At 61.3% G+C, this 20246-nt stretch carries 21 protein-coding genes and 1 other RNA gene; 13 read left to right on the top strand and 9 right to left on the bottom strand.

Translation table 11 applies throughout. The features are described from left to right. The first annotated feature begins 36 nt into the window (after positions 1-36). Positions 37-981: an AEC family transporter gene (locus tag QA646_RS17240; protein ID WP_283056602.1), complete on the top strand. Its 945-nt coding sequence runs from the start codon at positions 37-39 to the stop codon at positions 979-981. Positions 982-1146: 165 nt separating this feature from the next. On the opposite strand, the gene QA646_RS17235 is transcribed toward QA646_RS17240, so the two are convergent. Then, positions 1147-1728 (bottom strand): cytochrome c family protein, encoded by a 582-nt coding sequence (locus tag QA646_RS17235; protein ID WP_283056601.1) that lies wholly within the window; start codon positions 1726-1728, stop codon positions 1147-1149. A gap of 151 nt (positions 1729-1879) precedes the next feature. Between QA646_RS17235 and QA646_RS17230 the strand changes: the two genes are divergently transcribed. Together QA646_RS17230 and QA646_RS17225 are read left to right on the top strand one after the other, a co-directional pair. Next, the gene (locus QA646_RS17230) at positions 1880-2635 is read left to right on the top strand and encodes a 3-deoxy-manno-octulosonate cytidylyltransferase (protein ID WP_283056600.1); all 756 of its coding nucleotides are present in this window, start codon (positions 1880-1882) and stop codon (positions 2633-2635) included. Between the two features lie 24 nt (positions 2636-2659). Beyond that, positions 2660-3514 carry a prephenate dehydratase gene (locus QA646_RS17225; RefSeq protein WP_283056599.1) on the top strand — a complete coding sequence of 285 codons (855 nt, stop codon included), beginning with the start codon at positions 2660-2662 and terminating at the stop codon, positions 3512-3514. Between the two features lie 186 nt (positions 3515-3700). Here the strand turns inward: QA646_RS17225 and QA646_RS17220 are convergent, their stop codons facing one another. From QA646_RS17220 to QA646_RS17200, 5 genes are all read right to left on the bottom strand, one after another. Then, entirely contained in the window at positions 3701-4069 is a 369-nt protein-coding gene (locus tag QA646_RS17220; RefSeq protein ID WP_283056598.1) for a VOC family protein, read from the bottom strand. Between the two features lie 109 nt (positions 4070-4178). After that, positions 4179-4415 (bottom strand): hypothetical protein, encoded by a 237-nt coding sequence (locus QA646_RS17215; RefSeq protein ID WP_283056597.1) that lies wholly within the window; start codon positions 4413-4415, stop codon positions 4179-4181. Between the two features lie 83 nt (positions 4416-4498). After that, positions 4499-5185, bottom strand: a complete 687-nt coding sequence (locus QA646_RS17210; protein WP_107106471.1) for a YafY family protein — start codon at positions 5183-5185, stop codon at positions 4499-4501. A 9-nt stretch (positions 5186-5194) separates the two neighbouring features. Beyond that, positions 5195-6154 carry an NAD(+) diphosphatase gene (gene nudC / locus QA646_RS17205; protein ID WP_283056596.1) on the bottom strand — a complete coding sequence of 320 codons (960 nt, stop codon included), beginning with the start codon at positions 6152-6154 and terminating at the stop codon, positions 5195-5197. Further along, positions 6151-6561, bottom strand: coding sequence for an HIT family protein (locus QA646_RS17200; protein ID WP_283056595.1), 411 nt, complete (start codon positions 6559-6561; stop codon positions 6151-6153). The genes nudC and QA646_RS17200 overlap by 4 nt, the downstream gene beginning before the upstream one ends. A gap of 91 nt (positions 6562-6652) precedes the next feature. On the opposite strand from QA646_RS17200, the gene ffs reads away from it, so the two are divergent. The 3 genes from ffs to QA646_RS17185 all read left to right on the top strand — a co-directional run bounded on the left by ffs (position 6653) and on the right by QA646_RS17185 (position 9115). Beyond that, an RNA gene (gene ffs / locus QA646_RS17195) (signal recognition particle sRNA small type) lies at positions 6653-6749 on the top strand. Positions 6750-6796: 47 nt separating this feature from the next. After that, positions 6797-8683, top strand: coding sequence for a DNA polymerase III subunit gamma/tau (locus QA646_RS17190; RefSeq protein ID WP_283056594.1), 1887 nt, complete (start codon positions 6797-6799; stop codon positions 8681-8683). Positions 8684-8791: 108 nt separating this feature from the next. Then, on the top strand, positions 8792-9115 hold the full coding sequence (locus QA646_RS17185; protein ID WP_028754649.1) for a YbaB/EbfC family nucleoid-associated protein: 324 nt from the start codon (positions 8792-8794) through the stop codon (positions 9113-9115). Between the two features lie 12 nt (positions 9116-9127). Here the strand turns inward: QA646_RS17185 and QA646_RS17180 are convergent, their stop codons facing one another. Beyond that, positions 9128-9604 carry an Lrp/AsnC family transcriptional regulator gene (locus QA646_RS17180; RefSeq protein WP_283056593.1) on the bottom strand — a complete coding sequence of 159 codons (477 nt, stop codon included), beginning with the start codon at positions 9602-9604 and terminating at the stop codon, positions 9128-9130. 112 nt (positions 9605-9716) lie between these two features. Between QA646_RS17180 and QA646_RS17175 the strand changes: the two genes are divergently transcribed. Further along, positions 9717-10265 (top strand): alpha/beta fold hydrolase, encoded by a 549-nt coding sequence (locus tag QA646_RS17175; RefSeq protein WP_283056592.1) that lies wholly within the window; start codon positions 9717-9719, stop codon positions 10263-10265. Here QA646_RS17175 and QA646_RS17170 read toward each other — a convergent pair. Then, positions 10249-10905 carry an MOSC domain-containing protein gene (locus tag QA646_RS17170; RefSeq protein ID WP_283056591.1) on the bottom strand — a complete coding sequence of 219 codons (657 nt, stop codon included), beginning with the start codon at positions 10903-10905 and terminating at the stop codon, positions 10249-10251. The two genes, QA646_RS17175 and QA646_RS17170, sit on opposite strands and share 17 nt — an antisense overlap. Before the next feature lie 18 nt (positions 10906-10923). Here QA646_RS17170 and recR point away from each other — a divergent pair, with 18 nt between their 5' ends. Together recR and QA646_RS17160 are read left to right on the top strand one after the other, a co-directional pair. Beyond that, entirely contained in the window at positions 10924-11529 is a 606-nt protein-coding gene (gene recR / locus QA646_RS17165; protein ID WP_283056590.1) for a recombination mediator RecR, read from the top strand. Positions 11530-11543: 14 nt separating this feature from the next. Further along, the gene (locus tag QA646_RS17160; protein ID WP_283056589.1) at positions 11544-12980 is read left to right on the top strand and encodes a lytic murein transglycosylase; all 1437 of its coding nucleotides are present in this window, start codon (positions 11544-11546) and stop codon (positions 12978-12980) included. Positions 12981-13046: 66 nt separating this feature from the next. On the opposite strand, the gene QA646_RS17155 is transcribed toward QA646_RS17160, so the two are convergent. After that, positions 13047-14048 (bottom strand): hypothetical protein, encoded by a 1002-nt coding sequence (locus tag QA646_RS17155; RefSeq protein WP_283056588.1) that lies wholly within the window; start codon positions 14046-14048, stop codon positions 13047-13049. Between the two features lie 353 nt (positions 14049-14401). Here QA646_RS17155 and rimP point away from each other — a divergent pair, with 353 nt between their 5' ends. From rimP to infB, 4 genes are all read left to right on the top strand, one after another. Next, positions 14402-15010 (top strand): ribosome maturation factor RimP, encoded by a 609-nt coding sequence (rimP, locus tag QA646_RS17150; protein WP_283056587.1) that lies wholly within the window; start codon positions 14402-14404, stop codon positions 15008-15010. Positions 15011-15073: 63 nt separating this feature from the next. Continuing rightward, a complete protein-coding gene (gene nusA / locus QA646_RS17145; RefSeq protein WP_283056586.1) occupies positions 15074-16678 on the top strand; it encodes a transcription termination factor NusA in 1605 nt (534 codons plus the stop codon). Further along, positions 16675-17367: an RNA-binding protein gene (locus tag QA646_RS17140; RefSeq protein WP_283056585.1), complete on the top strand. Its 693-nt coding sequence runs from the start codon at positions 16675-16677 to the stop codon at positions 17365-17367. The genes nusA and QA646_RS17140 overlap by 4 nt, the downstream gene beginning before the upstream one ends. Before the next feature lie 101 nt (positions 17368-17468). After that, on the top strand, positions 17469-20207 hold the full coding sequence (gene infB, locus QA646_RS17135) for a translation initiation factor IF-2 (protein ID WP_283056584.1): 2739 nt from the start codon (positions 17469-17471) through the stop codon (positions 20205-20207). Positions 20208-20246: the final 39 nt, after the last annotated feature.

Genomic DNA, 20246 nt, shown 5'->3' with positions numbered 1-20246 from the left:
GCAAGACCCTGCCACATCAAGTCCTTCTCGCCCGGCATGTCCGAAATCTTTTCCGATGTCTTGCCGATTTTCCTGCTGATCCTCGTCGGCTGGCTGATCGTGCGTGGCGGCATATTGACGGCCAGCGTTGGCGAGGCGATGAGCGAGTTCGTCTTCAAGATCGCCGTGCCGCTGCTGCTGTTCCAGACCATTGCGGGCGCGCATTTTCACGGAGCTTCGCCGTTCCGATTGTGGATCGCCTATTTTTCCGGTGTCGCGGTCGCTTGGACGGCCGGCCATCTGGCGGCGACGCGGCTGTTCGGGCGGGATGCGCGGATCGGGGTGCTCGCCGGTGTCTCGTCAGCCTTCGCCAACAATGTCTTCATCGGGCTGCCGCTGGTGAGCCGTGTGGTCGGTGCCGACGGCATCGTGGCGCTATCGATCCTGATTGCCGTGCATCTGCCCGTCATGATGATCGCAGGCACAATGCTGATGGAACAGGCTGAGCGCAAGGCCAACGGCGGCACGGGGCGAAGCACGGGCGAACTCCTGAAGCAGGTCGGCAGAAATCTCGTCCGCAATCCGCTGGTCATCGGACTTGTCGCCGGGCTTGTCGTGCACCTTATCGGCATTCCCTTGCCGGCAACGCTCGGCACCGTCGTCGACAGCATCGCCAATACGGCAGGCCCGGCCGCATTGATTTCACTCGGCATGGCCCTGCGGCAATATGGGATTTCCGGCAATCTCGGCGTTGCCAGCGTCACTTCGGCCTTCAAGCTTTTGTTGTTGCCAGCCTGCGTGCTCGCGGCCGGTTACCTTCTCGGCCTGAGCCCGGAATGGCGAAAAGCACTGGTGCTCACTTCATCGGTTCCAACAGGTGTGAACGCCTGGCTGATTGCCAATCGCTTTGGTGTCGGCCACAGTCTCGCCGCTTCGACGATCACGCTGACAACGGCCCTCGGCGTAATTTCGGTGTCACTCTGGGCCTATGTGCTTGGCTAGCAACGAGAGCGGCTGCGCGCATCCATTGAAGGCGCGGCGTTACAAGCGTGATCTCAGAAAGGTGCCGGGCGACTTTGCGTGAACTCGCTGCCGGCGAGTGGCTGGCCGGCATGCAAAAGCCCGGCCGAATCGACCGGGCTTTTGCGTGTGTTCGCTTGACGCAGCTCAGTTGGTCGCTGCCGGAGCGTTCGCATCGGGCAGCGGCTCAGGCGTGTCGGCCAGCGTGCGCAGATATGCGATGACATTGGCGCGATCTTCTTCCTTCGGGAGGCCGGCGAAGCCCATCGCCGTTCCGGAGATGAATTTCTTCGGCGCTTCGAGGAAGTGGTAGAGATGATCGTAGGTCCACTTTTCGCTGCTGCCCTTGGAAAAATCCTTCATGGCGGCGGAATAGCCGAAACCTTCATGCGAGGCGATCGGGCGATCGACGACACCCCAGAGATTAGGACCGACCTTGTTCGGCCCGCCCTTGGTGCCGTCATGGCAGGCCTGACACTTCTTGAAGATCGATTCGCCGGCTTTGACGTCGGCCTTCTGCAGCAATTGCGCGATCGGCGTTTCCTGCTTGGCAGCAGCGGCCTTGTCGCCTGCTCCGCCAGACGTCTCTTCAGCGGCGATAATTGCAAAGCCCGGCTTTTCCGGTGTTTCTGAATGGAAAATAAATCCTGACGCGAGCGACACGGACTTCAGTACAAAAAGTGTGGCCAGAAGTGCCCCGACACCCATGTTCACGTAGGATGAATTCATCTGCTATGCTCCCCTCGCCCCCGGCAGCGGCTGCCGGCCCATCTTGAATTCGCGCGAAACCTATGTCTTTTGGCTGTTTCTTGCAACTCTGTAAACGGTCTCCACTGTGAGACTTTTTGACACTTTTCCGGCGGGAATAGAAGGCCCAACAATGACAGATCCCAACTTAGACAAGACGCTGGTACTCATTCCCGCCCGGATGGCCTCCACACGCCTGCCCGGCAAACCGCTCGCCGATATTTGCGGCCTGCCCATGATCGTACAGGTTGCCAAACGCGCACGCGAGGCGGCGATCGGTCGCATCGTCGTCGCCGTCGACCATGACGACACCTTTGCCGCCGTTGCGAATGCGGGCTTCGAAGTCGTCATGACGCGCACCGATCATCAATCCGGTTCGGACCGAATCTACGAGGCCCTGCAGGCCGTGGATCCCGAGGGCCGCGCCGAGATCGTTGTCAACGTCCAAGGCGACCTGCCGACCATCGATCCCGAGACCATCCGCGCTTCGCTGCGCCCGCTGGAAGATCCGGCCGTCGATATCGCCACGCTGACCGTCGAGATCAAGAACGAGGAAGAAAAGACGCTGCCGAGTGTCGTCAAGGTTGTCGGCTCGGCCATTTCGAACAGCCGCCTGCGCGCCCTTTACTTCACGCGCGCCACGGCTCCCTACGGCAACGGGCCGCTTTATCATCATATCGGCCTCTACACCTATCGCCGCGCCGCGCTGGAGAAATTCGTCAGCCTCGGCCCATCGACGCTGGAAAGACGCGAATCACTGGAGCAATTGCGAGCGCTGGAGGCCGGCATGCGCATCGATGTAGAGATCGTTGACACGATACCGCTCGGTGTCGATACTCCCGCCGACCTCGAAAAGGCCCGCCGCATCCTTTCCGGCGCCTCTCTCTGACGGAATTTCCCCAAAGGCAGTCCAATGATCACCAAGACCAACAAGATCTCTTTCCAGGGCGACTACGGCGCCAATTCCGACATGGCCAGCCGTGACATGTTCCCGACGATGGAGCCGCTGCCTTGTCAGACCTTCGAGGATGCCTTCACCGCCGTCGACAATGGCGAAGCCGATCTCGGCATGATTCCGATCGAGAACACGATCGCCGGCCGGGTCGCCGATATCCATCATCTGCTGCCGGAATCGCGGCTGCACATCGTCGGCGAATATTTCATGCCGATCCACTTCCAGCTCATGGTGCTGCCGGGCGTGAAGAAGGAAGAGATCCGCACGGTGCACAGCCACATCCATGCACTTGGCCAATGCCGCAAGGTCGTGCGCGCCAATGGCTGGAAACCAATCATCGCCGGCGATACGGCGGGTGCGGCCAAGCTCGTGCACGAAACCGGCGACCGTACCATGGCCGCCCTTGCGCCGCGGCTGGCTGCTGATCTCTATGGGCTGGAAATCGTTGCGGAAAATGTCGAGGACACCGAAAGCAATGTGACGCGCTTCGTGGTGCTGTCGCGTGATGAGAACTGGGCGCAGCGCAGCTCGGCCGAAGAGAAGATCGTCACCACATTCGTCTTCAACGTCCGCAACATTCCGGCCGCGCTCTACAAAGCCTTGGGCGGCTTTGCGACCAACGGCATCAACATGACCAAGCTCGAAAGCTATCAGCTCGGTGGCCGTTTTGTAGCGACGCAGTTTTACGCCGACATCGAAGGCCATCCCTCCGATGCGCATGTGCGCCGGGCGCTGGAGGAATTGCGATTCTTCTCCGAAAAAGTCCGCATATTGGGTGTCTACAAAGGCCATCCGATGCGGGGTGATCTCTGAGGGAAATAACCTTCGCCCCAGCGGGGAGAACGTCGCGCGGTACGCGCGGGTTGAGGGGGCGTTGCACCGTAAGACGGCCCCCGTATGTGCCAAATTCCGTTGAAGACAGTGCGCTTTTGCCAGTAGCGCGCCCTCATCCGCCCCTTTGAGGCACCTTCTCCCCGTCGGGGAGAAGGTAAGGACAATTCACTTATCCGGCTCACAAACCCTGAGACGATGGCCGTCGGGATCGAGCACGACGAAGGTCGGTCCGAAATCCATCGTGGTCAGCTCCTGCGCAATCGGCAGGCCGCGAGCTTTCCAGTCCTTGTAGTGTTCTGCGACCGCGCCGTCGCCCTCGACCATGAAGGCGAGTTCGCCGCGGTTTCCGATGGCTGATGGCTGCGGTTCGACATTGCTGCGGCGCCAGAGGCCGAGGGTGAAACCGTTGTCGAGCGGGAAGGCAGCGAAATTCGGTGCGGCAACGGCTGGTTCGCGGCCGAGCAGGTCACGGTAGAATGGCACGCTTTCGGCCGGATCCTTGACGTAGAAGATGATCAGATTCGGGCTGGTCATTTGGATATTCCTCTTGCTTTAAGGGATATGGGGGCATGAAGGATGCGGTCCGGCAGACGGGGCGGAGCCTGCCGGTGGATTTGTCAGCGGAGTTTACCGAGAAGCGTTTTTAGCGCATCCGCTCTTCCTCACGGTACGGAGCACGGCCGTCCATGAAGCCCAGATCGCGCTTCATGGCATCTGCCGTACCATCGAGATCGAGGCGATCTCGGCGGCGGGCAAAATAGGCAAGCGTAAACTGCAGAAGGCGAATCGGCCATGGCGGTATAGAAAGATCTTTGCCTTTGCGCGCCCCGATGACGTCGCGATGCGCTTGTTTCGTGACGATGAAAGCCTGGCTTGCCATGATCGGTCCTCCTTCCTGCTTGGGATGGTGACCATCATAGTCGTGCCTGCTGACAGTTTCTGGCAGTAGCGTCGCGCGAAGGATTAATCGTGGACCATGCCCTCGCGGGCATGCCATTCCCGGGCCAGGGTAATACGGCGGCGTGGATAGCGCGCCTCCAGCACCGCGAAATCGACGATGCGGTCGGCGCGGAAATGGCGAAAGTCCTGGCGCAGCTCGCACCAGGCCATGATAATGCGCGCATTGTCGAAATAACCGAGCGCGAAAGGCCAGATACGGCGGGTCGAGATGGCTCCGTTTACGTCGCCATAAGTCAATTGCACCATGCGTTCGGTGCGGATCGCCTTGCGCATGAGGGAAAGATCGGCCTTGTCCTCGGTGATGCGCCGCGTGGCGACGACCACCGCCGCCTGATCGACCGCCTCGCGCATTTCGGCGGGCAGCACGGCAGCGATCTTGGCAAGGGCGTCGGCGCCGGCTGCGGCCAATCGCGAATCCGTTGCGCGGGCGACCCATCTCGACCCCAGCACCAGCGCCTCGATCTCATCCTGCGAAAACATCATCGGCGGCAGCATGAAGCCGGGCTTCAAAACATAGCCGATGCCCGGTTCGCCTTCGATCATGGCGCCTTGCGTCTGGAGGCTGGCGATATCACGATAAAGCGTGCGCAGGCTGACGCCGGTCTCCTCGGCAAGCGTCGCGCCGCTGACAGGACGTCGGTAGCGCCTGAGCGTCTGCAGCAGGGTTAGCAGCCGTTCCGAGCGCGCCATGGCGAGCGCCTATCGCTTCCATTCCACCCAGTCGCGCATCAGGCGATGGGCGATGGCGCCCTTGGGTGGCGAGGTGTTGCCGGAAGCCGAGACGCGATCGAGCATGGCGAGCGTCTCTTCCGGCGTAAACCAGCGGCAGTCATCAAGCTCATTCGCATCGATATGAATCTCCCTCGACTTCGCCTCGGCATAGCAGCCGATCATCAGGGAATGTGGCATCGGCCAGGGCTGCGAGGCATGATAGCGAACGCGGCCGATATGGATGCCGGACTCTTCATGCGTCTCGCGGCGCACGGCATTTTCGATCGTTTCGCCCGGTTCGACGAAACCGGCGAGACAGGAATACATGCCCGGCGCAAAATGATGACTGCGGCCGAGCAGGCAGAGATTTTTCTCCTCGTCGATGGTGAGCATGATGACGACCGGATCGGTGCGCGGAAAGATCATATGTTCGCAGGCCGTGCAGACGCGCTTGTAGCCGCCGATGCGAAGCTCCATGACCGAGCCGCACCGGCCGCAGAAGCGGTTGTCGCTGTTCCAGCGGATAAGGCTCATGCCTTGCGCAGCTTCGCCGAGGATTTCGCCTTCTAGCAGGAGGTCACGCCAGAGCGAGCGCATGTCGGCGGGCTTGTAATGGCTGGCGAGATCGTCGGCATTGATGCGCACCGGAACGGCCAGCCGCGGCTCGCCGGTCTTGCGGTAGCCGAGCAGCACCGCCGCTTCCCAGTCCGGATCGAGCTCCTGTAGCTCGTAGCGGGCAAACAGCGGGTCGAGCACCTGTCCGTCATGCTTCAAAACAAGCCGATCCTGGGCGAATGCCAGGATATGCGTGCCTTCCCTGGCGAGCGCGTGCTTGATCGATTCCTCGTCGCGATGCTCGGCATCCCGGGCAAGCTGGTTTTCCGCAAAGGCGGTAAGGCTGCTGGCTTCGGGGTGGGGGGCATCCGTAGAGAAGATGGAATGGTTCATTGTGAAAGCGTGTCCCGCAACTTGGCTATGAAGCTGTTCATGTCTTCGTCCGCATAGGGTTCCGCCTTGCCGTGGCCCCAGATCGGGCCGGGCCAGTTCGCGTCCCCTTCGAACCGCGCAATGACATGAACATGAAGCTGACGGACGATATTTCCAAGAGCCCCGATGTTGATTTTTGTCGCTCCGGTTACCGTCTTCAAGGCGGCGCCGACCTTGTTGGTCTCGAAGGTCAGCAGCACCTGGTCGAGCGGCGTCAGCTCGAATATTTCCGATATGCCGGGCCGGCGGGGGATTAGCACAAGCCATGGCCAGCGGCGATCCTTCATCAGCCGCACGTCGCAAAGGCCGGTAACGGCGACGGAAACACTGTCATTCGCCAGACGATCGTCGAGCGCAAAATCCTGCAATGGGTCTTCCTCCGATGTTTTATCAAATGTTTAGCAGTTTTTTTTGACCTTGGCTTGCTTTTGATGCCGATATTGCCGATATGTGCATCCGGGAGGTTGGTGGTGGACGAGCCACTCGCCAACCGGGTCAGGTCCGGAAGGAAGCAGCCCTAACGAGCCCGGCACGGGTCATCGTGCCAGCCTCCCACCCTTTCCGAAAGCAAGGCCCGGCTTTCTGCGGGCAATAAGCAGGGCGATGAGCGACACCGAGCGACAAGCAAAAGATGCCGCTTCCACCGGCACCGGTTACCGGGTGTTGGCCCGCAAATACCGGCCCAAGGATTTTACTGACCTGATGGTCGGGCAGGAGCCGATGGTTCGCACGCTGACCAATGCGTTCGAAACCGGTCGTATTGCCCAAGCCTATATGCTGACCGGCGTGCGCGGCGTCGGCAAGACGACGACGGCCCGTATCCTGGCACGCGCCCTCAACTACAAGACCGCCGAGATCGACCGCCCGACCATCGACCTGCGCGAACCGGGTCAGCATTGCCAAGCGATCATGGAAGGCCGGCATGTCGACGTCATCGAGATGGACGCCGCCTCGCATACCGGCATCGACGATATCAGAGAGATCATCGAGCAGGTGCGCTATCGCCCGGTTTCGGCGCGTTATAAAGTCTATATCATCGACGAAGTGCACATGCTGTCGACGGCCGCCTTCAACGGGCTGCTGAAAACGCTGGAAGAGCCGCCGGAGCATGTGAAGTTCATCTTCGCCACCACCGAAATCCGCAAGGTGCCGATCACGGTGCTCTCGCGCTGCCAGCGCTTCGACCTGCGCCGCATCAGCGCTTCCGATCTCGTCGGCCTGTTCACCACCATTGCCGCCAAAGAAGGCATCGAGGCGGAGCCGGAAGCGCTCGCCATGATCGCCCGCGCCGCCGAAGGTTCGGCCCGCGATGGGCTGTCGCTCCTCGATCAGGCGATCGCCCATGGCAGCGGCGTGGTTGCGGCCGATGCCGTCCGCTCGATGCTGGGACTTGCCGACCGCGCGCGCATCGTCGATCTCTTCCACCATATCATCAAGGGCGATGTCGCCGCCGCGTTGGCGGAATTCAACAGCCAGTATGAAGCCGGCGCCAATCCTGTCGTCGTGCTGACCGACCTTGCCGATTTCACCCATCTCGTCACCCGCCTCAAATATGTGCCCGATGCCGCCGGCGATCCGTCGCTGAGCGAGGTCGAGCGCACGAAGGCAGTCGAATTCGCGCAGGGTGTCGCGGTGACCACGCTATCGCGCTTCTGGCAGATGCTGCTGAAGGGCATACCGGAGACCGAAACTGCTGCCCGCACGGCCGGCGCCGCCGAAATGGTGCTGATCCGCCTGGCGCATGCCGCCCATCTGCCGGCACCGGAAGATGCGGCGCGGCGACTTGCCGAATTTTCGGATGGCAATGGTGGCGGGACCCGTCCATCGCCCGCCCCGTCGGCTGGCAACGGCATGGGGACGCCGGTCTCCTACCAGGGCAACGTCATGGCGCGTGCGGTCGAAACCGCACCATCCCGACCTGCGCCGTCGCCGGCTGCACCGGTCGCCATGCTGCGCTCGGTTCCGAATACGCAGCCGCAAGAAGGCCCCCTTGTCGGCCGAATCGAGCCGAAACCCGCTGAGGCGCCGAAGCCGCTGGTTCCTGTCAATTCGATGGCCGATATCGCGGAACTTGCCGGCCAGAAGCGAGATCCAAAAGTGAAGGCGCTGGTGCGCAGCTTCGTTCGCCCGGTGCTGCTGGAGCCCGGCCGCCTCGACGTCAATCTGGCTCCGGGTGCACCGGGGACGCTGCTGAACGAGCTTGCCGTCAAGCTGAAGGAATGGACCGGCATCCACTGGATCGTCAGCCTCAGCCGCGAGGAAGGTGAGCCGACGCTGGTGGAGGCCGAGGCGAACGCGCAGCAGCAGCGGGTCGCCGATGCCCGCCAGGACCCCGATGTGGCGGCAATCCTCTCGCAATTTCCGGGCGCAAAGATCATCGACGTTCGTGTGCGGGCGCCCGATCCGGAGGAAGAGGAACAAACCGCAGCTCCGGCGACTGCCGAATCCATCGACGGCGATATCCTGCCGGGCGATGATATCGAATTCTAAGGGTATGATATTAAATCGAAGAGCCGTACTATAAAACGGAAAGCGATTTTCGACCTAGTTTGTAGCCAAAAATAACAAGACAAAGACGAGAAAGAAGGACCAGCAACGATGCGCGACATCATGGGCATGATGGGCAAAGTGAAGGAAATGCAGGCCAAGATGGAAAAGATGCAGGCGGAAATCGCCGACATCCGGGCCGAAGGCAAAGCCGGCGGCGGCCTCGTTACCGTCACCGTGAACGGCAAGAGCCAAATGCTGTCCCTCAAGATCGATCCGTCGCTCTTCAAGGAAGACGATGTCGAAATCCTCGAAGACTTGATCGTCGCTGCCAATAAGGACGCACAGGAAAAGGCCGAGGCGCTGGCCGCCGAAAAGACCCGCGAATTGACCGCGGGCCTGCCGATCCCGCCCGGTTTCAAGCTGCCTTTCTGAAAAGCGCCCCTTTCACCGCACCATCGTCTTACGGATGAGCTCGCGGCCGATCGCTTTCGCCGGCTCGTTCCGCAACACCAGCGACGTGGTCACGGCGCCGTGGCGGGCAATGGAATCGACGATGGTTTCAAGGTCTGACGGTGTCGGCACCAGCACCTTGAGCAGGAAACAATCCTCGCCGGTCAGCCGCAGGACCTCGATAATCTGCGGCATTTCCGAAAATTGTTTCAGGCAGGGGCGTATATGCTCATGGGTCGTCCGCAGCCGGATGACGGCCATCATGCCGAGGCCGACGGCGGCGGGATCGACGACTGCTCGGTAGCCGGCAATGATGCCGCGCTCCTCAAGCCGCTTGAGACGCTCGGACGCGGCGGGCTGCGAAAGCCCGATCCGGCGGCCGAGTTCCGATACCGAAATCCGCCCATCACCTTGCAAAATTTCGATCATCGACAGATCGGTCGGGTCCAGGTCCTTCTCGTAGCTTTCCATTCTCGCACCTTGAATTCATCGGCTAGCGCAAGTTTTATCGGATGAATTGCGATGTCAACCGCCGATACGCCGTGCCAATTTCCCTCCGTTAACACAGTGCGAGAGGAAAGACATGCGCGATATCATCGTCCTGCCCGGCCTTGGCGGTTCGGGCGAAGGTCATTGGCAAACCCTGTGGGAACGACAGAATCCCGAGATGCGCCGCTTTCAGCCGGCGAGCTGGGACAGGCCGGAATTGGCGGATTGGCTCGCCGCCCTCGACCGGGAGATCAGCCGTTCCAGAACGCCGCCGGTCCTCGTCGTTCACAGTCTCGCCTGCCAGTTGGTTGCGCACTGGGCGGCATCCGCGCCGGCAAAAATCCTCGGCGCTTTTCTTGTCTCGGCGCCCGACCCCACGGGAGACGTCTATCTGACGGAGGCCCCGAGCTTCGCCAATCCGCCGCGCCAAAGACTGCCGTTTCGGTCGCTTCTCGTCGCAAGCACCAACGATCCCTACGGCTCGTTCGCCTATGCGACGGAAAGTGCTGCGGTCTGGGGCAGCGAATTGATAAATGCCGGCGCGCTCGGCCATATCAATGCAAAGTCCGGAATCGGCGATTGGCCGGAAGGGCGGGCGCTGTTCGACCGTTTCCGCACCGGCTTGCCTAGAGATGGTCGTTGAGAAGCGCTCTCAGCTTATAGTGAATGGGTGCGGAGAGATAACGCGCCCGATCCTCCGGGGACAAATGCCTGCCGAAGGTTACCAACAATTCCGGCATGGTGACCTTGGCTCCGGCATAGGGGATATAGGTCACCGGCGTTCCGATGATGGCAGTGCTGTTGTTGATGACGCGGCAGTAGATGCCGGGGCGGCCTGCCTGCGTATAGCGCTTGACGAATTTCGGATCGCCCATCTTCGCCGCGAACGTTGCGCAGGGAATACGGGCCGAGGTTACCTCCAAAACCAGATCGTCGGCTATGAATCTGTCCCCCACCGCGACCTCGCGGTTGTCGAGCCCTTCGATGACGATATTTTCGCCGAACATACCGGGTTCCAATTTGCGTCCCAGTTCGTTCGACCACCAATCCAGTGTCAGCGAACCCTCGACATAGACGGCCTGATCGCGTCCGCCGTGATGTTGACCGTTGCAGACGGCGTCGCCGATGATACCCTCGGCGTCGATCATGACCGCACCGCCGACCGCATGCTTGTTGATCCCGGTCTTGTAGCTCTTGCCGGGCAGTTTTTCGGCGGCGCCGATGCAGACGGCCAGAATTTTCATAGGGCGATCATCCCTTCCGCGATTCCGTTCCGTCAGCATATGAGCTAAAAGCCTCCCATGGCAAAGCGAGTCACCGGCCCCGAAATCGAAAAACTCATCCAGCTCCTGGCAAAAGTGCCGGGCCTCGGCCCACGCTCGGCGCGGCGGGCCGCATTGCACCTGATCAAGAAGAAGGACCAGTTGCTCGGCCCCCTTTCCCATGCCATGGGAGACGCCTATGACAAGGTGAAGATCTGCTCGCGCTGCGGCAATGTCGATACCGTCGACCCCTGCACCGTCTGCACCGACGACCGGCGCGATCAGTCCGTCATCATCGTCGTCGAGGATGTCGCCGACCTCTGGGCACTGGAGCGCGCCGGCGCGATGAACGCCGCCTATCATGTGCTTGGCGGCGTGCTGTCGCCGCTCGACGGCATCGGCCCGGACGATCTCAACATCCGCGGGCTGATCGAACGCGTCAGCGAGGGCGGCGTCCGCGAGATCATCATCGCCGTCAATGCGACGGTCGAAGGGCAAACCACAGCACACTATATAACCGACCAGCTTGCAGGTCTTGAGGTAAAAATCACCCGCCTCGCCCATGGCGTCCCGGTCGGCGGCGAACTCGACTATCTCGACGAAGGCACGCTGACCGCGGCGTTGCGGGCACGGACGGCGATTTGAGGGAGAGACAGAGTATGAGGAGAGTGCACACCCCCCTCTGTCATTTCATGACATCTCTCCGAGAGGTAACCTGCGGCACCGCTCCACCTCAAACTGAGATTGTCTCCGAAGAGACTAAAGCATATCGGGCTCGTGAAAGGCGCGTCAAACTCCCAACGATCTCCCCCCTTGTGGGGGAGATGTCGCGAAAGCGACAGAGGGGGGTGTCGGCGGTGCGGCAGATTCTGGGTTTCTTTTCGCTCCTTTGCTTCCTCCTCCCTCTCCCTGCGCTCGCCGCCTCCAAGGCCGATGTCGAAGCGCAGTTCCAGAGCTGGGTCCAACAGAACCTCTGGCCGGAGGCAAAGAAGGACGGCGTTTCCGAAGGGACCTTCAAGGCCGCTTTTTCCGGCGTGACGCTGAATTGGGATCTGCCGGATCTCGTGCCGCCGGGTTTTCCAAAGCCTAAGGAACAGCCGCAGACGCAGGCGGAATTCTCCTCGCCCGCTCCCTATTTCAACGAGGCGCGGCTGCAGAGACTGGCGGCGACCGGGCGCAGCTTCGCTTCGCAATATGGTCCGACGCTGAAAAGGATCGAGAAGGTCTATGGCGTGCCCGGGCCGATCGTGCTGGCAATCTGGGGCCGGGAGACCGGCTTCGGAGCGGCGAAGCTGCCGAATTCGGCGATCCAGGTGCTGGCGACCAAGGCCTTCATGTCGACGCGCAAGGAGATGTTCCGCACCGAACTCATCGCGGCGCTCGGCATTCTCGAGCATGGCGACGTTACGCCCGATCAGTTCATGGGTTCCTGGGCCGGCGCGCTCGGTCAACCGCAGTTCATGCCGACCAGCTATCTGAAATATGCCGTTGATTTCGACGGTGACGGCCATCGCAATATCTGGACGTCTGTGCCGGATACGCTTGCTTCCATAGCCAACTATCTGGTTCAGAAGGGCTGGCAGCGCGGCCGCGGCTGGGGCTATGAGGTGACGATCCCGGCAAACATTTCCTGCGCGCAGGAGGGGCCGGACCTCGCCAAGCCGATTTCACATTGGACCTCGCTCGGAATTACCAGGATTTCCGGCAAGGCTTTTCCATCAGACGAGTTGCGCGCCAGCGGCATGATGCTGGTGCCCGCCGGGCGCGACGGGCCGGAATTCATCGTCACGCCGAATTTCTACGTGATCAAGGAATACAATAATTCCGACCTCTATGGCCTTTATATCGGCAATCTCGCCGACCGCATCGCCTATGGTTCCGGCGCCTTCCAGGGCCAATGGGGCGATGTCGGCAAGATGCTGCGGTCAGATGTCGCCGGCATGCAGGTGACCTTGGAGCACAAGGGATACGATGTCGGCGGCACCGACGGATTGCCGGGTTACAAGACCCGCCGCTCAATCGGCCAATGGCAGGAAAAGAGCGGCCGCAAGCCCACCTGCTATCCCGACAGCTCGATGCTTGGTGTACTGAAATAGGCGGAATTCGGCGGCAGAACCGCCAAGGGCAGCTTTCGGCCCTTAAAGGTTTTCGGCTCCTGCCCACTAACGGGCTTTTCGCCTTAACTCGGCCTGAAAGAACTGAAGCACTTCGCGATTGAAACTTTGCTGGAATGCAACACGGTCAAATTCCGGCAAGTCCGTGCAATAATCGGGCGTTTTGGCCTTCGAGGCTGCGCTGCAAGGGCGCAGGAACGCATAGTGCTTGGCGTTCTCTACTTCATGCGTCCGCAGGACATTCGGCATGTGGTCTTTGAGATAGCTCACATTGCTCGCGTAGGGAACGAATTCGTCGTTGCTGCCGCCCCATAGCTCAACAGGTGTTTTAATTGCCTCCAGCGACGTCGGATCGAATGTGAAGCTGAACCCTGGAGATGCCAGCACTGCCGCTTTGATGCGTGGATCATGGTGCCAAATTGAAGTCGGCATGGCTGCGGCCTTCGGACTGGACAAGAACGTCGCAGCACCTTCCTTACAAACAGGCTCAGTCGGATCGGCGGCGCAATGTTGAGAAAATAGCGTCCAATTTGGCACGCCGCCGAGTTCAATCAGGCCAGTAAAACCACCCGCTGAAAAGCCGTAGAAGCCTACTTCAGACTTATCAAGGTGCTCGCGGTCGCTCCAAGTCTCCAGTACGTAGTCAAGAACCTGGCTAGTAACCACGGGGCGGCTCGTCATTTGTCGAAGGACTCGATCATTGCTGTCCCTGTAGTTGTCGCCGGGATAAGTCAGCGAGACAGCAACAATCCCTTGCTGAGCAAAGGCGAGCGCCATGTCGGATCGGTCTCCGAACCATCCGGCGCTGCCGTGCGAGAAAATCACCGTAGGCAGGCCGCTTCCATCTATGTCTCCGTTGAGGGCGACACTCTGGGCAACCATGCCAATCGTCGTGGACGCCATTGTCGATTTGCTCGGATACCAAATGCCGATCTCGATTGGTCGGCCCGCATCGTCAGGAATTGAGAGATATTGAAAGCCGACGGCGAACGCTTGAGATGCGAACATGACGGCAACCACGGCTGCTACAATTCTTAAGAATACAGGCATGTCGTCCTCCACGCGTCCAGCTCGCACCATGCCGATTGATTTCACGCCGAGGAAGAGCGGTCCCAAACAACTTTTGTTTATCGAAATTCGCGAAGCAGACCGGCCAAGAGAGACGACCGCCATTGACGCAAAATTGCCGTCAATAATGCTTCGAAAGACCTGGTGACACTCACCACAGAATTCCGGAAATAACCGCCAAAGCCGGGTTTCAGCGCGAAGACCTTGCAATTTGATGGGAACGGGCTTATATCGGCATCAAATTCTTGATCGTGTGATGAAGAGTGGGCCGCGAGGACCCGCTCTTTTTTATTAGCTCGATCTCCAAATTGCATGGACAATGCAGGAGTGAACGCTTGTCGGAAGAGACAAACGCAGACAATGTCAATGAACCGCGGCTGATCGTCGAAACCGGCCTCGACCAGCGGATTGCCGCCATCATCGAGCCCGTGCTCGTCGGCATGGGCTTCCGCCTGGTGCGCGTGCGCCTTCTCAATCAGAACGGCCTGACATTGCAGATCATGACCGAGCGCAACGACGGCACCATGACCGTCGAGGATTGCGAAGAGGTCTCGACGGCGATTTCGCCGGTGCTGGATGTGGAAGATCCGATCGATAAAGCGTATCATCTGGAAGTGTCTTCGCCCGGCATCGATCGTCCGATGGTGCGCAAGTCGGATTTCAGCCGCTGGATCGGCCATCTCATCAAGTGCGAGACCTCGATCCTGGTGGATAACCGCAAGCGGTTCCGCGGCAAGATCGCCGATGTCAGCGCCGATGGCTTTACGATCGAGCGCGACCAGGTTGCTTACGGCGAAGAGCCGAAAGTGACCATTCCGTTCAGCACGCTGGCTGAGGCCAAGCTGATCCTGACGGATGATCTCATCCGCGATGCGCTGCGCGCCGACAAGCTGGCGAAAGCCGAGGCTGCGAACCAGAACGAAGCGGACGACGAAGAAGAATAACCGATCAACGAACCGCCGTACGGGACGGGAACCCCCAGGGCAGGAAGACGGAGACTAAAGACAATGGCAGTCAGTGCGAACCGGCTAGAACTTCTGCAGATCGCAGATGCAGTGGCGCGCGAAAAGGTCATCGACCGCGAGATCGTGCTTGCCGCAATGGCGGACGCGATCCAGAAAGCCGCGCGCTCGCGCTACGGCACGGAGTCGAACATCCGCGCCGACATCAACCCGAAGACCGGCGAAATCCGTCTGCAGCGCCTGCTCGAAGTGGTCGAAAAGGCCGAGGACTATTCCACGCAGATCCCGCTGGAGCTGGCTCGCGACCGCAATCCCGACGCCGCCCTTGGTGATTTCATCGCCGATCCGCTGCCGCCGATGGATTTCGGCCGTATCGCCGCCCAGTCGGCCAAGCAGGTCATCGTGCAGAAGGTGCGCGAAGCCGAGCGTGACCGCCAGTTCGACGAATTCAAGGATCGCGTCGGCGAAATCGTCAACGGCACCGTCAAGCGCGTCGAATACGGCAACGTCATCGTCGACCTCGGACGTGGCGAAGGCATCATCCGCCGCGACGAGATGATCCCACGCGAAAACTTCCGTTACGGCGACCGCGTCCGCGCCTATGTCTACGACGTGCGCCGCGAGCAGCGCGGCCCGCAGATCTTCCTGTCGCGTACGCATCCGCAGTTCATGGTCAAGCTCTTCACCATGGAAGTGCCGGAAATCTACGACGGCATCATCCAGGTGAAGTCGGTTGCCCGCGATCCGGGCTCGCGCGCCAAGATCGCCGTCATTTCGAACGACTCGTCGATCGATCCGGTCGGTGCCTGCGTCGGTATGCGCGGTTCGCGCGTCCAGGCCGTCGTCGGCGAACTGCAGGGCGAAAAGATCGACATTATCCCGTGGTCCAACGAGCCGGCGAACTTCGTCGTCAACGCGCTGCAACCGGCTGAGGTCGCCAAGGTCGTTCTCGATGAAGATGCCGAGCGTATCGAAGTCGTGGTTCCGGACGAGCAGCTCTCGCTCGCCATCGGCCGCCGCGGCCAGAACGTCCGGCTCGCCTCGCAGCTCACCGGCTGGGACATCGACATCATGACGGAAGCGGAAGAATCCGAGCGCCGTCAGAAGGAATTCAACGAGCGCACCAATCTGTTCATGGACGCGCTCGACGTCGACGAGATGGTCGGCCAGGTTCTGGCCTCCGAAGGCTTTGCCGCCGTCGAGGAACTGGCCTATGTCGATCTCGACGAAATTTCGTCCATCGACGGTTTCGATGAAGAAACCGCCCAGGAAATCCAGGATCGCGCCCGCGAATATCTGGAGCGCCTGGAAGCCGAAATGGATGAGAAGCGCAAGACACTCGGCGTTGCCGACGAGCTGCGCCAGATCAATGGCATGACCGCGCAGATGATGGTTGCCCTCGGCGAGGACGGCATCAAGACGATCGAGGACTTCGCCGGCTGCGCCGCCGACGATCTCGTCGGCTGGACCGAACGCAAGAACGGCGAAACGAAGAAGTTCGAAGGCCTGTTCTCCAAGCTCGAAGTGTCACGCGTCGAGGCTGAGCAGATGGTCGTGCAGGCCCGCCTGTTGGCCGGCTGGATCACCGAAGCCGATCTCGCCGCCGAAGCGGAAGAGGCAACGGAGGATGAGGCCGAGCAGGAAGCATGATGAGCATCGGGGGACCGGACGCATCGCCTGAAGACGACGATCTCAGCGGTGGCGACCTGAACGGCCGTATGTGCATCGTAACACGCGAAAGCGGATCTACGGATGAGCTGATCCGCTTCGTGGCCGCTCCGGACGGGACCGTGGTTCCCGATCTGAAGCGGCAACTGCCGGGACGCGGCTGCTGGGTCAAACTCGACCGGGCGCTCGTGGACAAGGCAGTGGCGAAGAGACTGTTTTCTCGCGCCCTGAAGGCGGAGGTGACGGCACCGAGCGATCTCGGCGCCATCGTCGACCGGCTTCTTGCGGCGCAACTCGCCGGGATGATGAACATGGCGCGCAAGGCGGGCCAGTTCGTCAGCGGCTCGTCGAAGGTCGATGGTGCCGTTCGCAACGGCTCGGCGCTTGCCGTGTTCCATGCGATGGATGCCGCCGCCGACGGCGTTCGCAAGATCGATCAGGCCCGCAAGGCCTGGCATCTTGGCATGGAGACTGAAAAGGAAATACCGTCATTCCGTGTCTTCACGGAGGCGGAAATGGAAGAACTGATGGGCCAGAACGCTTTTATCCATGCCGCAGCGCTTGCAGGGCAGGCGGGTGAGGGTGTAGTGAAGCGCGCAAACCTGCTCGAACGGTACCGCAACGGCGGTCAGTCCCGGGCAACGGGCGGCGCTGGCCGGCGAAAACAATGACGCGGTCACCGGCCGATGCCGGACGCCTCATTAAGGTACATGCATTGAACGACAGGGTTTGACGGACGATTCCGTACCCTGTCCGAAGGAACGGGAACGGAATGACCGACAATAAAGACGACAAGACGCTGAGTGTTTCGGGTAAGAAGACCCTCACCCTGAAGCCTTCAGGCGTGAACCAGGGCACCGTGCGCCAGGACATGGGCCGCGGTCGCACCAAGGCGGTCGTGGTCGAAACGCGCAAGCGCCGCCCGCTACGCCCTGAAGACGAAAAGCCGATGATCACCCCGACGACGACGGCTGCCGCAACGGCATCCGTGACGCGCGTCGCGGAACCGACACCGCAGCCGCCGCGCCCGCCGCAGCCGGCTCCGCGCATTCATCAGCCGGGTGGCCAGCAGCAGCGGCCGCAGCAATCCAACCAGAACAACCAGCAGCGCCCGCAGCAGGACCGTTCGTCGCGGCCGGTGGTTCTCAACCATCTGTCGGCCGGCGAAATGGATGCGCGCCGCCGCGCACTCGCCGAAGCCCAGGCACGCGATGCCGCCGATGCGATCCGCCGCGCCGAGGAAGAGGCTCGCCGCCAGCAGGAAGAAGAAGCACGCCGCATCGCCGAACAGGCTGAAGCTGCCCGCCGCGCCGCTGAAGAGGCTGTCCGTGCCGCCGAAGCCAAGGTTGAGGCGCCGGCACCGGTCGAAGCCAAAGTGGAAGCACCGAAGCCAGCCGCACAGCCGGCCGCAGCGCCCGTCGTTGCCCGTCGCCCGGATGCGGCTCCCCAGGCTGCACGCCCCGGCGCTGCTGCCATGGAAGCGCCGGTCAACCGCCGCCGTGTCAATGACGAGGAAGACGATCGCGGCCCGTCGCGTGGCGGCCCGGTACGCGGCAAGCTCGTGCGCCCCGAACCGGCAAAGCCCGTTACCACGCGCCCGAAGACCGACGATGACCGCCGCCGCGGCAAGCTGACGGTGACGACGGCCGATGTCGACGAAGACGGCAATGCCCGCGGCCGCTCGCTTTCGGCCATGCGCCGCCGCCAGGAAAAGTTCCGCCGCAGCCAGATGCAGGAAACGCGCGAGAAGATCTCGCGCGAGGTCGTGCTGCCGGAAACCATCACCATCCAGGAACTGTCGCAGCGCATGTCCGAACGCGCCGTCGACGTCATCAAGTTCCTGATGAAGGAAGGCCAGATGATGAAGCCGGGCGACGTTATCGACGCCGATCTGGCCGAGCTCATCGCCGGCGAATTCGGCCATACCGTCAAGCGCGTTTCGGAATCCGATATCGAACAGGGCATCTTCAATGTTGTCGACGAAGAAGGCGAATTGATTTCTCGCCCGCCCGTCGTCACCATCATGGGTCACGTCGACCACGGCAAGACCTCGCTGCTTGATGCCATCCGCCACGCCAACGTGGTGGCCGGTGAAGCCGGTGGCATCACCCAGCATATCGGCGCCTATCAGGTCGAGCAGAACGGTCAGAAGATCACCTTCATCGACACGCCCGGCCACGCAGCCTTCACGGCAATGCGCGCCCGCGGCGCCCAAGCGACCGACATCGCTATTCTGGTGGTAGCAGCCGACGACAGCGTGATGCCGCAGACGATCGAATCGATCAATCATGCCAAGGCGGCGGGTGTGCCGATCATCGTGGCGATCAACAAGATCGACAAGCACGAAGCCAATCCGCAGAAGGTCCGCACGGAACTGCTGCAGCACGAGGTCTTCGTCGAATCCATGGGCGGTGAAGTGCTCGACGTGGAAGTCTCCGCGAAGAACCGCACCAACCTCGACAAGCTGCTGGAAGCTATCCTGCTGCAGGCGGAAATCCTTGACCTCAAGGCCAATCCGAACCGTACGGCGGAAGGCACCGTTATCGAAGCCCAGCTCGATCGCGGTCGCGGCGCCGTCGCCACCGTCCTCGTGCAGAAGGGCACGCTGCGTCCGGGCCAGATCGTCGTTGCCGGCGATCAGTGGGGCCGTGTGCGCGCACTGGTCAACGACAAGGGCGAGCATGTGAAGGAAGCAACGCCGGCCACGCCGGTCGAGGTTCTCGGTCTCTCGGGCACGCCGGCGGCAGGCGACAAATTCGCCGTCGTCGAAAGCGAAAGCCGCGCTCGCGAGATTTCCGAATACCGCCAGCGTCTGGCACGCGACAAGGCGGCTGCCCGTCAGTCCGGCCAGCGCGGCTCGCTCGAACAGATGATGACCCAGCTCCAGGCTGTCGGCGTGAAGGAATTCCCGCTGGTGATCAAGGGCGACGTGCAGGGCTCGATCGAAGCCATTGCCGGCGCGCTCGAAAAGCTCGGCACCGACGAGGTTCGTGCCCGCATCGTCCATTCGGGCGCAGGCGGCATCACCGAGTCGGACGTTTCGCTGGCCGAAGCCTCCAACGCGGCGATCATCGGCTTCAACGTCCGCGCCAATGCCCAGGCACGTCAGTTCGCCGAGCGTCAGGGTATCGAAATCCGCTACTACAACATCATCTACGATCTGGTGGATGACGTGAAGGCAGCGATGTCGGGCCTGCTGTCTCCGGAACGTCGCGAAACCTTCCTCGGCAATGCCGAGATCCTCGAGGTGTTCAACATCACGAAGGTCGGCAAGGTCGCGGGTTGCCGCGTCACCGAAGGCAAGGTCGAGCGTGGCGTCGGCGTCCGTCTGGTGCGCGACAACGTCGTCATCCACGAAGGCAAGCTCAAGACGCTCAAGCGCTTCAAGGACGAAGTCGCCGAGGTCAATGTCGGCCAGGAATGCGGTATGGCGTTCGAGAACTACGAAGACATTCGCGTTGGCGATACGATCGAATGCTTCCGCGTCGAGCACATCACCCGCACGCTGTAAGGCAGGATAGATTGAAACATTGGGACGGGCGCCGGAACA

It is taken from the genome of Rhizobium sp. CB3090, from assembly GCF_029714285.1.
GTDB lineage: Bacteria > Pseudomonadota > Alphaproteobacteria > Rhizobiales > Rhizobiaceae > Rhizobium.
This window is presented reverse-complemented; position numbering and strand designations above follow the sequence as displayed.

Bases quoted from the DNA above. Each gene is read 5' to 3' on its own strand.
- QA646_RS17240 (WP_283056602.1), top strand. From the start codon at position 37: ATGTCCGAAATCTTTTCCGATGTCTTGCCGATTTTCCTGCTGATCCTC.
- QA646_RS17235 (WP_283056601.1), bottom strand. From the start codon at position 1,728: ATGAATTCATCCTACGTGAACATGGGTGTCGGGGCACTTCTGGCCACA.
- QA646_RS17230 (WP_283056600.1), top strand. From the start codon at position 1,880: ATGACAGATCCCAACTTAGACAAGACGCTGGTACTCATTCCCGCCCGG.
- QA646_RS17225 (WP_283056599.1), top strand. From the start codon at position 2,660: ATGATCACCAAGACCAACAAGATCTCTTTCCAGGGCGACTACGGCGCC.
- QA646_RS17220 (WP_283056598.1), bottom strand. From the start codon at position 4,069: ATGACCAGCCCGAATCTGATCATCTTCTACGTCAAGGATCCGGCCGAA.
- QA646_RS17215 (WP_283056597.1), bottom strand. From the start codon at position 4,415: ATGGCAAGCCAGGCTTTCATCGTCACGAAACAAGCGCATCGCGACGTC.
- QA646_RS17210 (WP_107106471.1), bottom strand. From the start codon at position 5,185: ATGGCGCGCTCGGAACGGCTGCTAACCCTGCTGCAGACGCTCAGGCGC.
- nudC (WP_283056596.1), bottom strand. From the start codon at position 6,154: ATGAACCATTCCATCTTCTCTACGGATGCCCCCCACCCCGAAGCCAGC.
- QA646_RS17190 (WP_283056594.1), top strand. From the start codon at position 6,797: ATGAGCGACACCGAGCGACAAGCAAAAGATGCCGCTTCCACCGGCACC.
- QA646_RS17185 (WP_028754649.1), top strand. From the start codon at position 8,792: ATGCGCGACATCATGGGCATGATGGGCAAAGTGAAGGAAATGCAGGCC.
- QA646_RS17180 (WP_283056593.1), bottom strand. From the start codon at position 9,604: ATGGAAAGCTACGAGAAGGACCTGGACCCGACCGATCTGTCGATGATC.
- QA646_RS17175 (WP_283056592.1), top strand. From the start codon at position 9,717: ATGCGCGATATCATCGTCCTGCCCGGCCTTGGCGGTTCGGGCGAAGGT.
- QA646_RS17170 (WP_283056591.1), bottom strand. From the start codon at position 10,905: ATGCTGACGGAACGGAATCGCGGAAGGGATGATCGCCCTATGAAAATT.
- recR (WP_283056590.1), top strand. From the start codon at position 10,924: ATGGCAAAGCGAGTCACCGGCCCCGAAATCGAAAAACTCATCCAGCTC.
- QA646_RS17160 (WP_283056589.1), top strand. From the start codon at position 11,544: ATGAGGAGAGTGCACACCCCCCTCTGTCATTTCATGACATCTCTCCGA.
- QA646_RS17155 (WP_283056588.1), bottom strand. From the start codon at position 14,048: ATGCCTGTATTCTTAAGAATTGTAGCAGCCGTGGTTGCCGTCATGTTC.
- nusA (WP_283056586.1), top strand. From the start codon at position 15,074: ATGGCAGTCAGTGCGAACCGGCTAGAACTTCTGCAGATCGCAGATGCA.
- QA646_RS17140 (WP_283056585.1), top strand. From the start codon at position 16,675: ATGATGAGCATCGGGGGACCGGACGCATCGCCTGAAGACGACGATCTC.
- infB (WP_283056584.1), top strand. From the start codon at position 17,469: ATGACCGACAATAAAGACGACAAGACGCTGAGTGTTTCGGGTAAGAAG.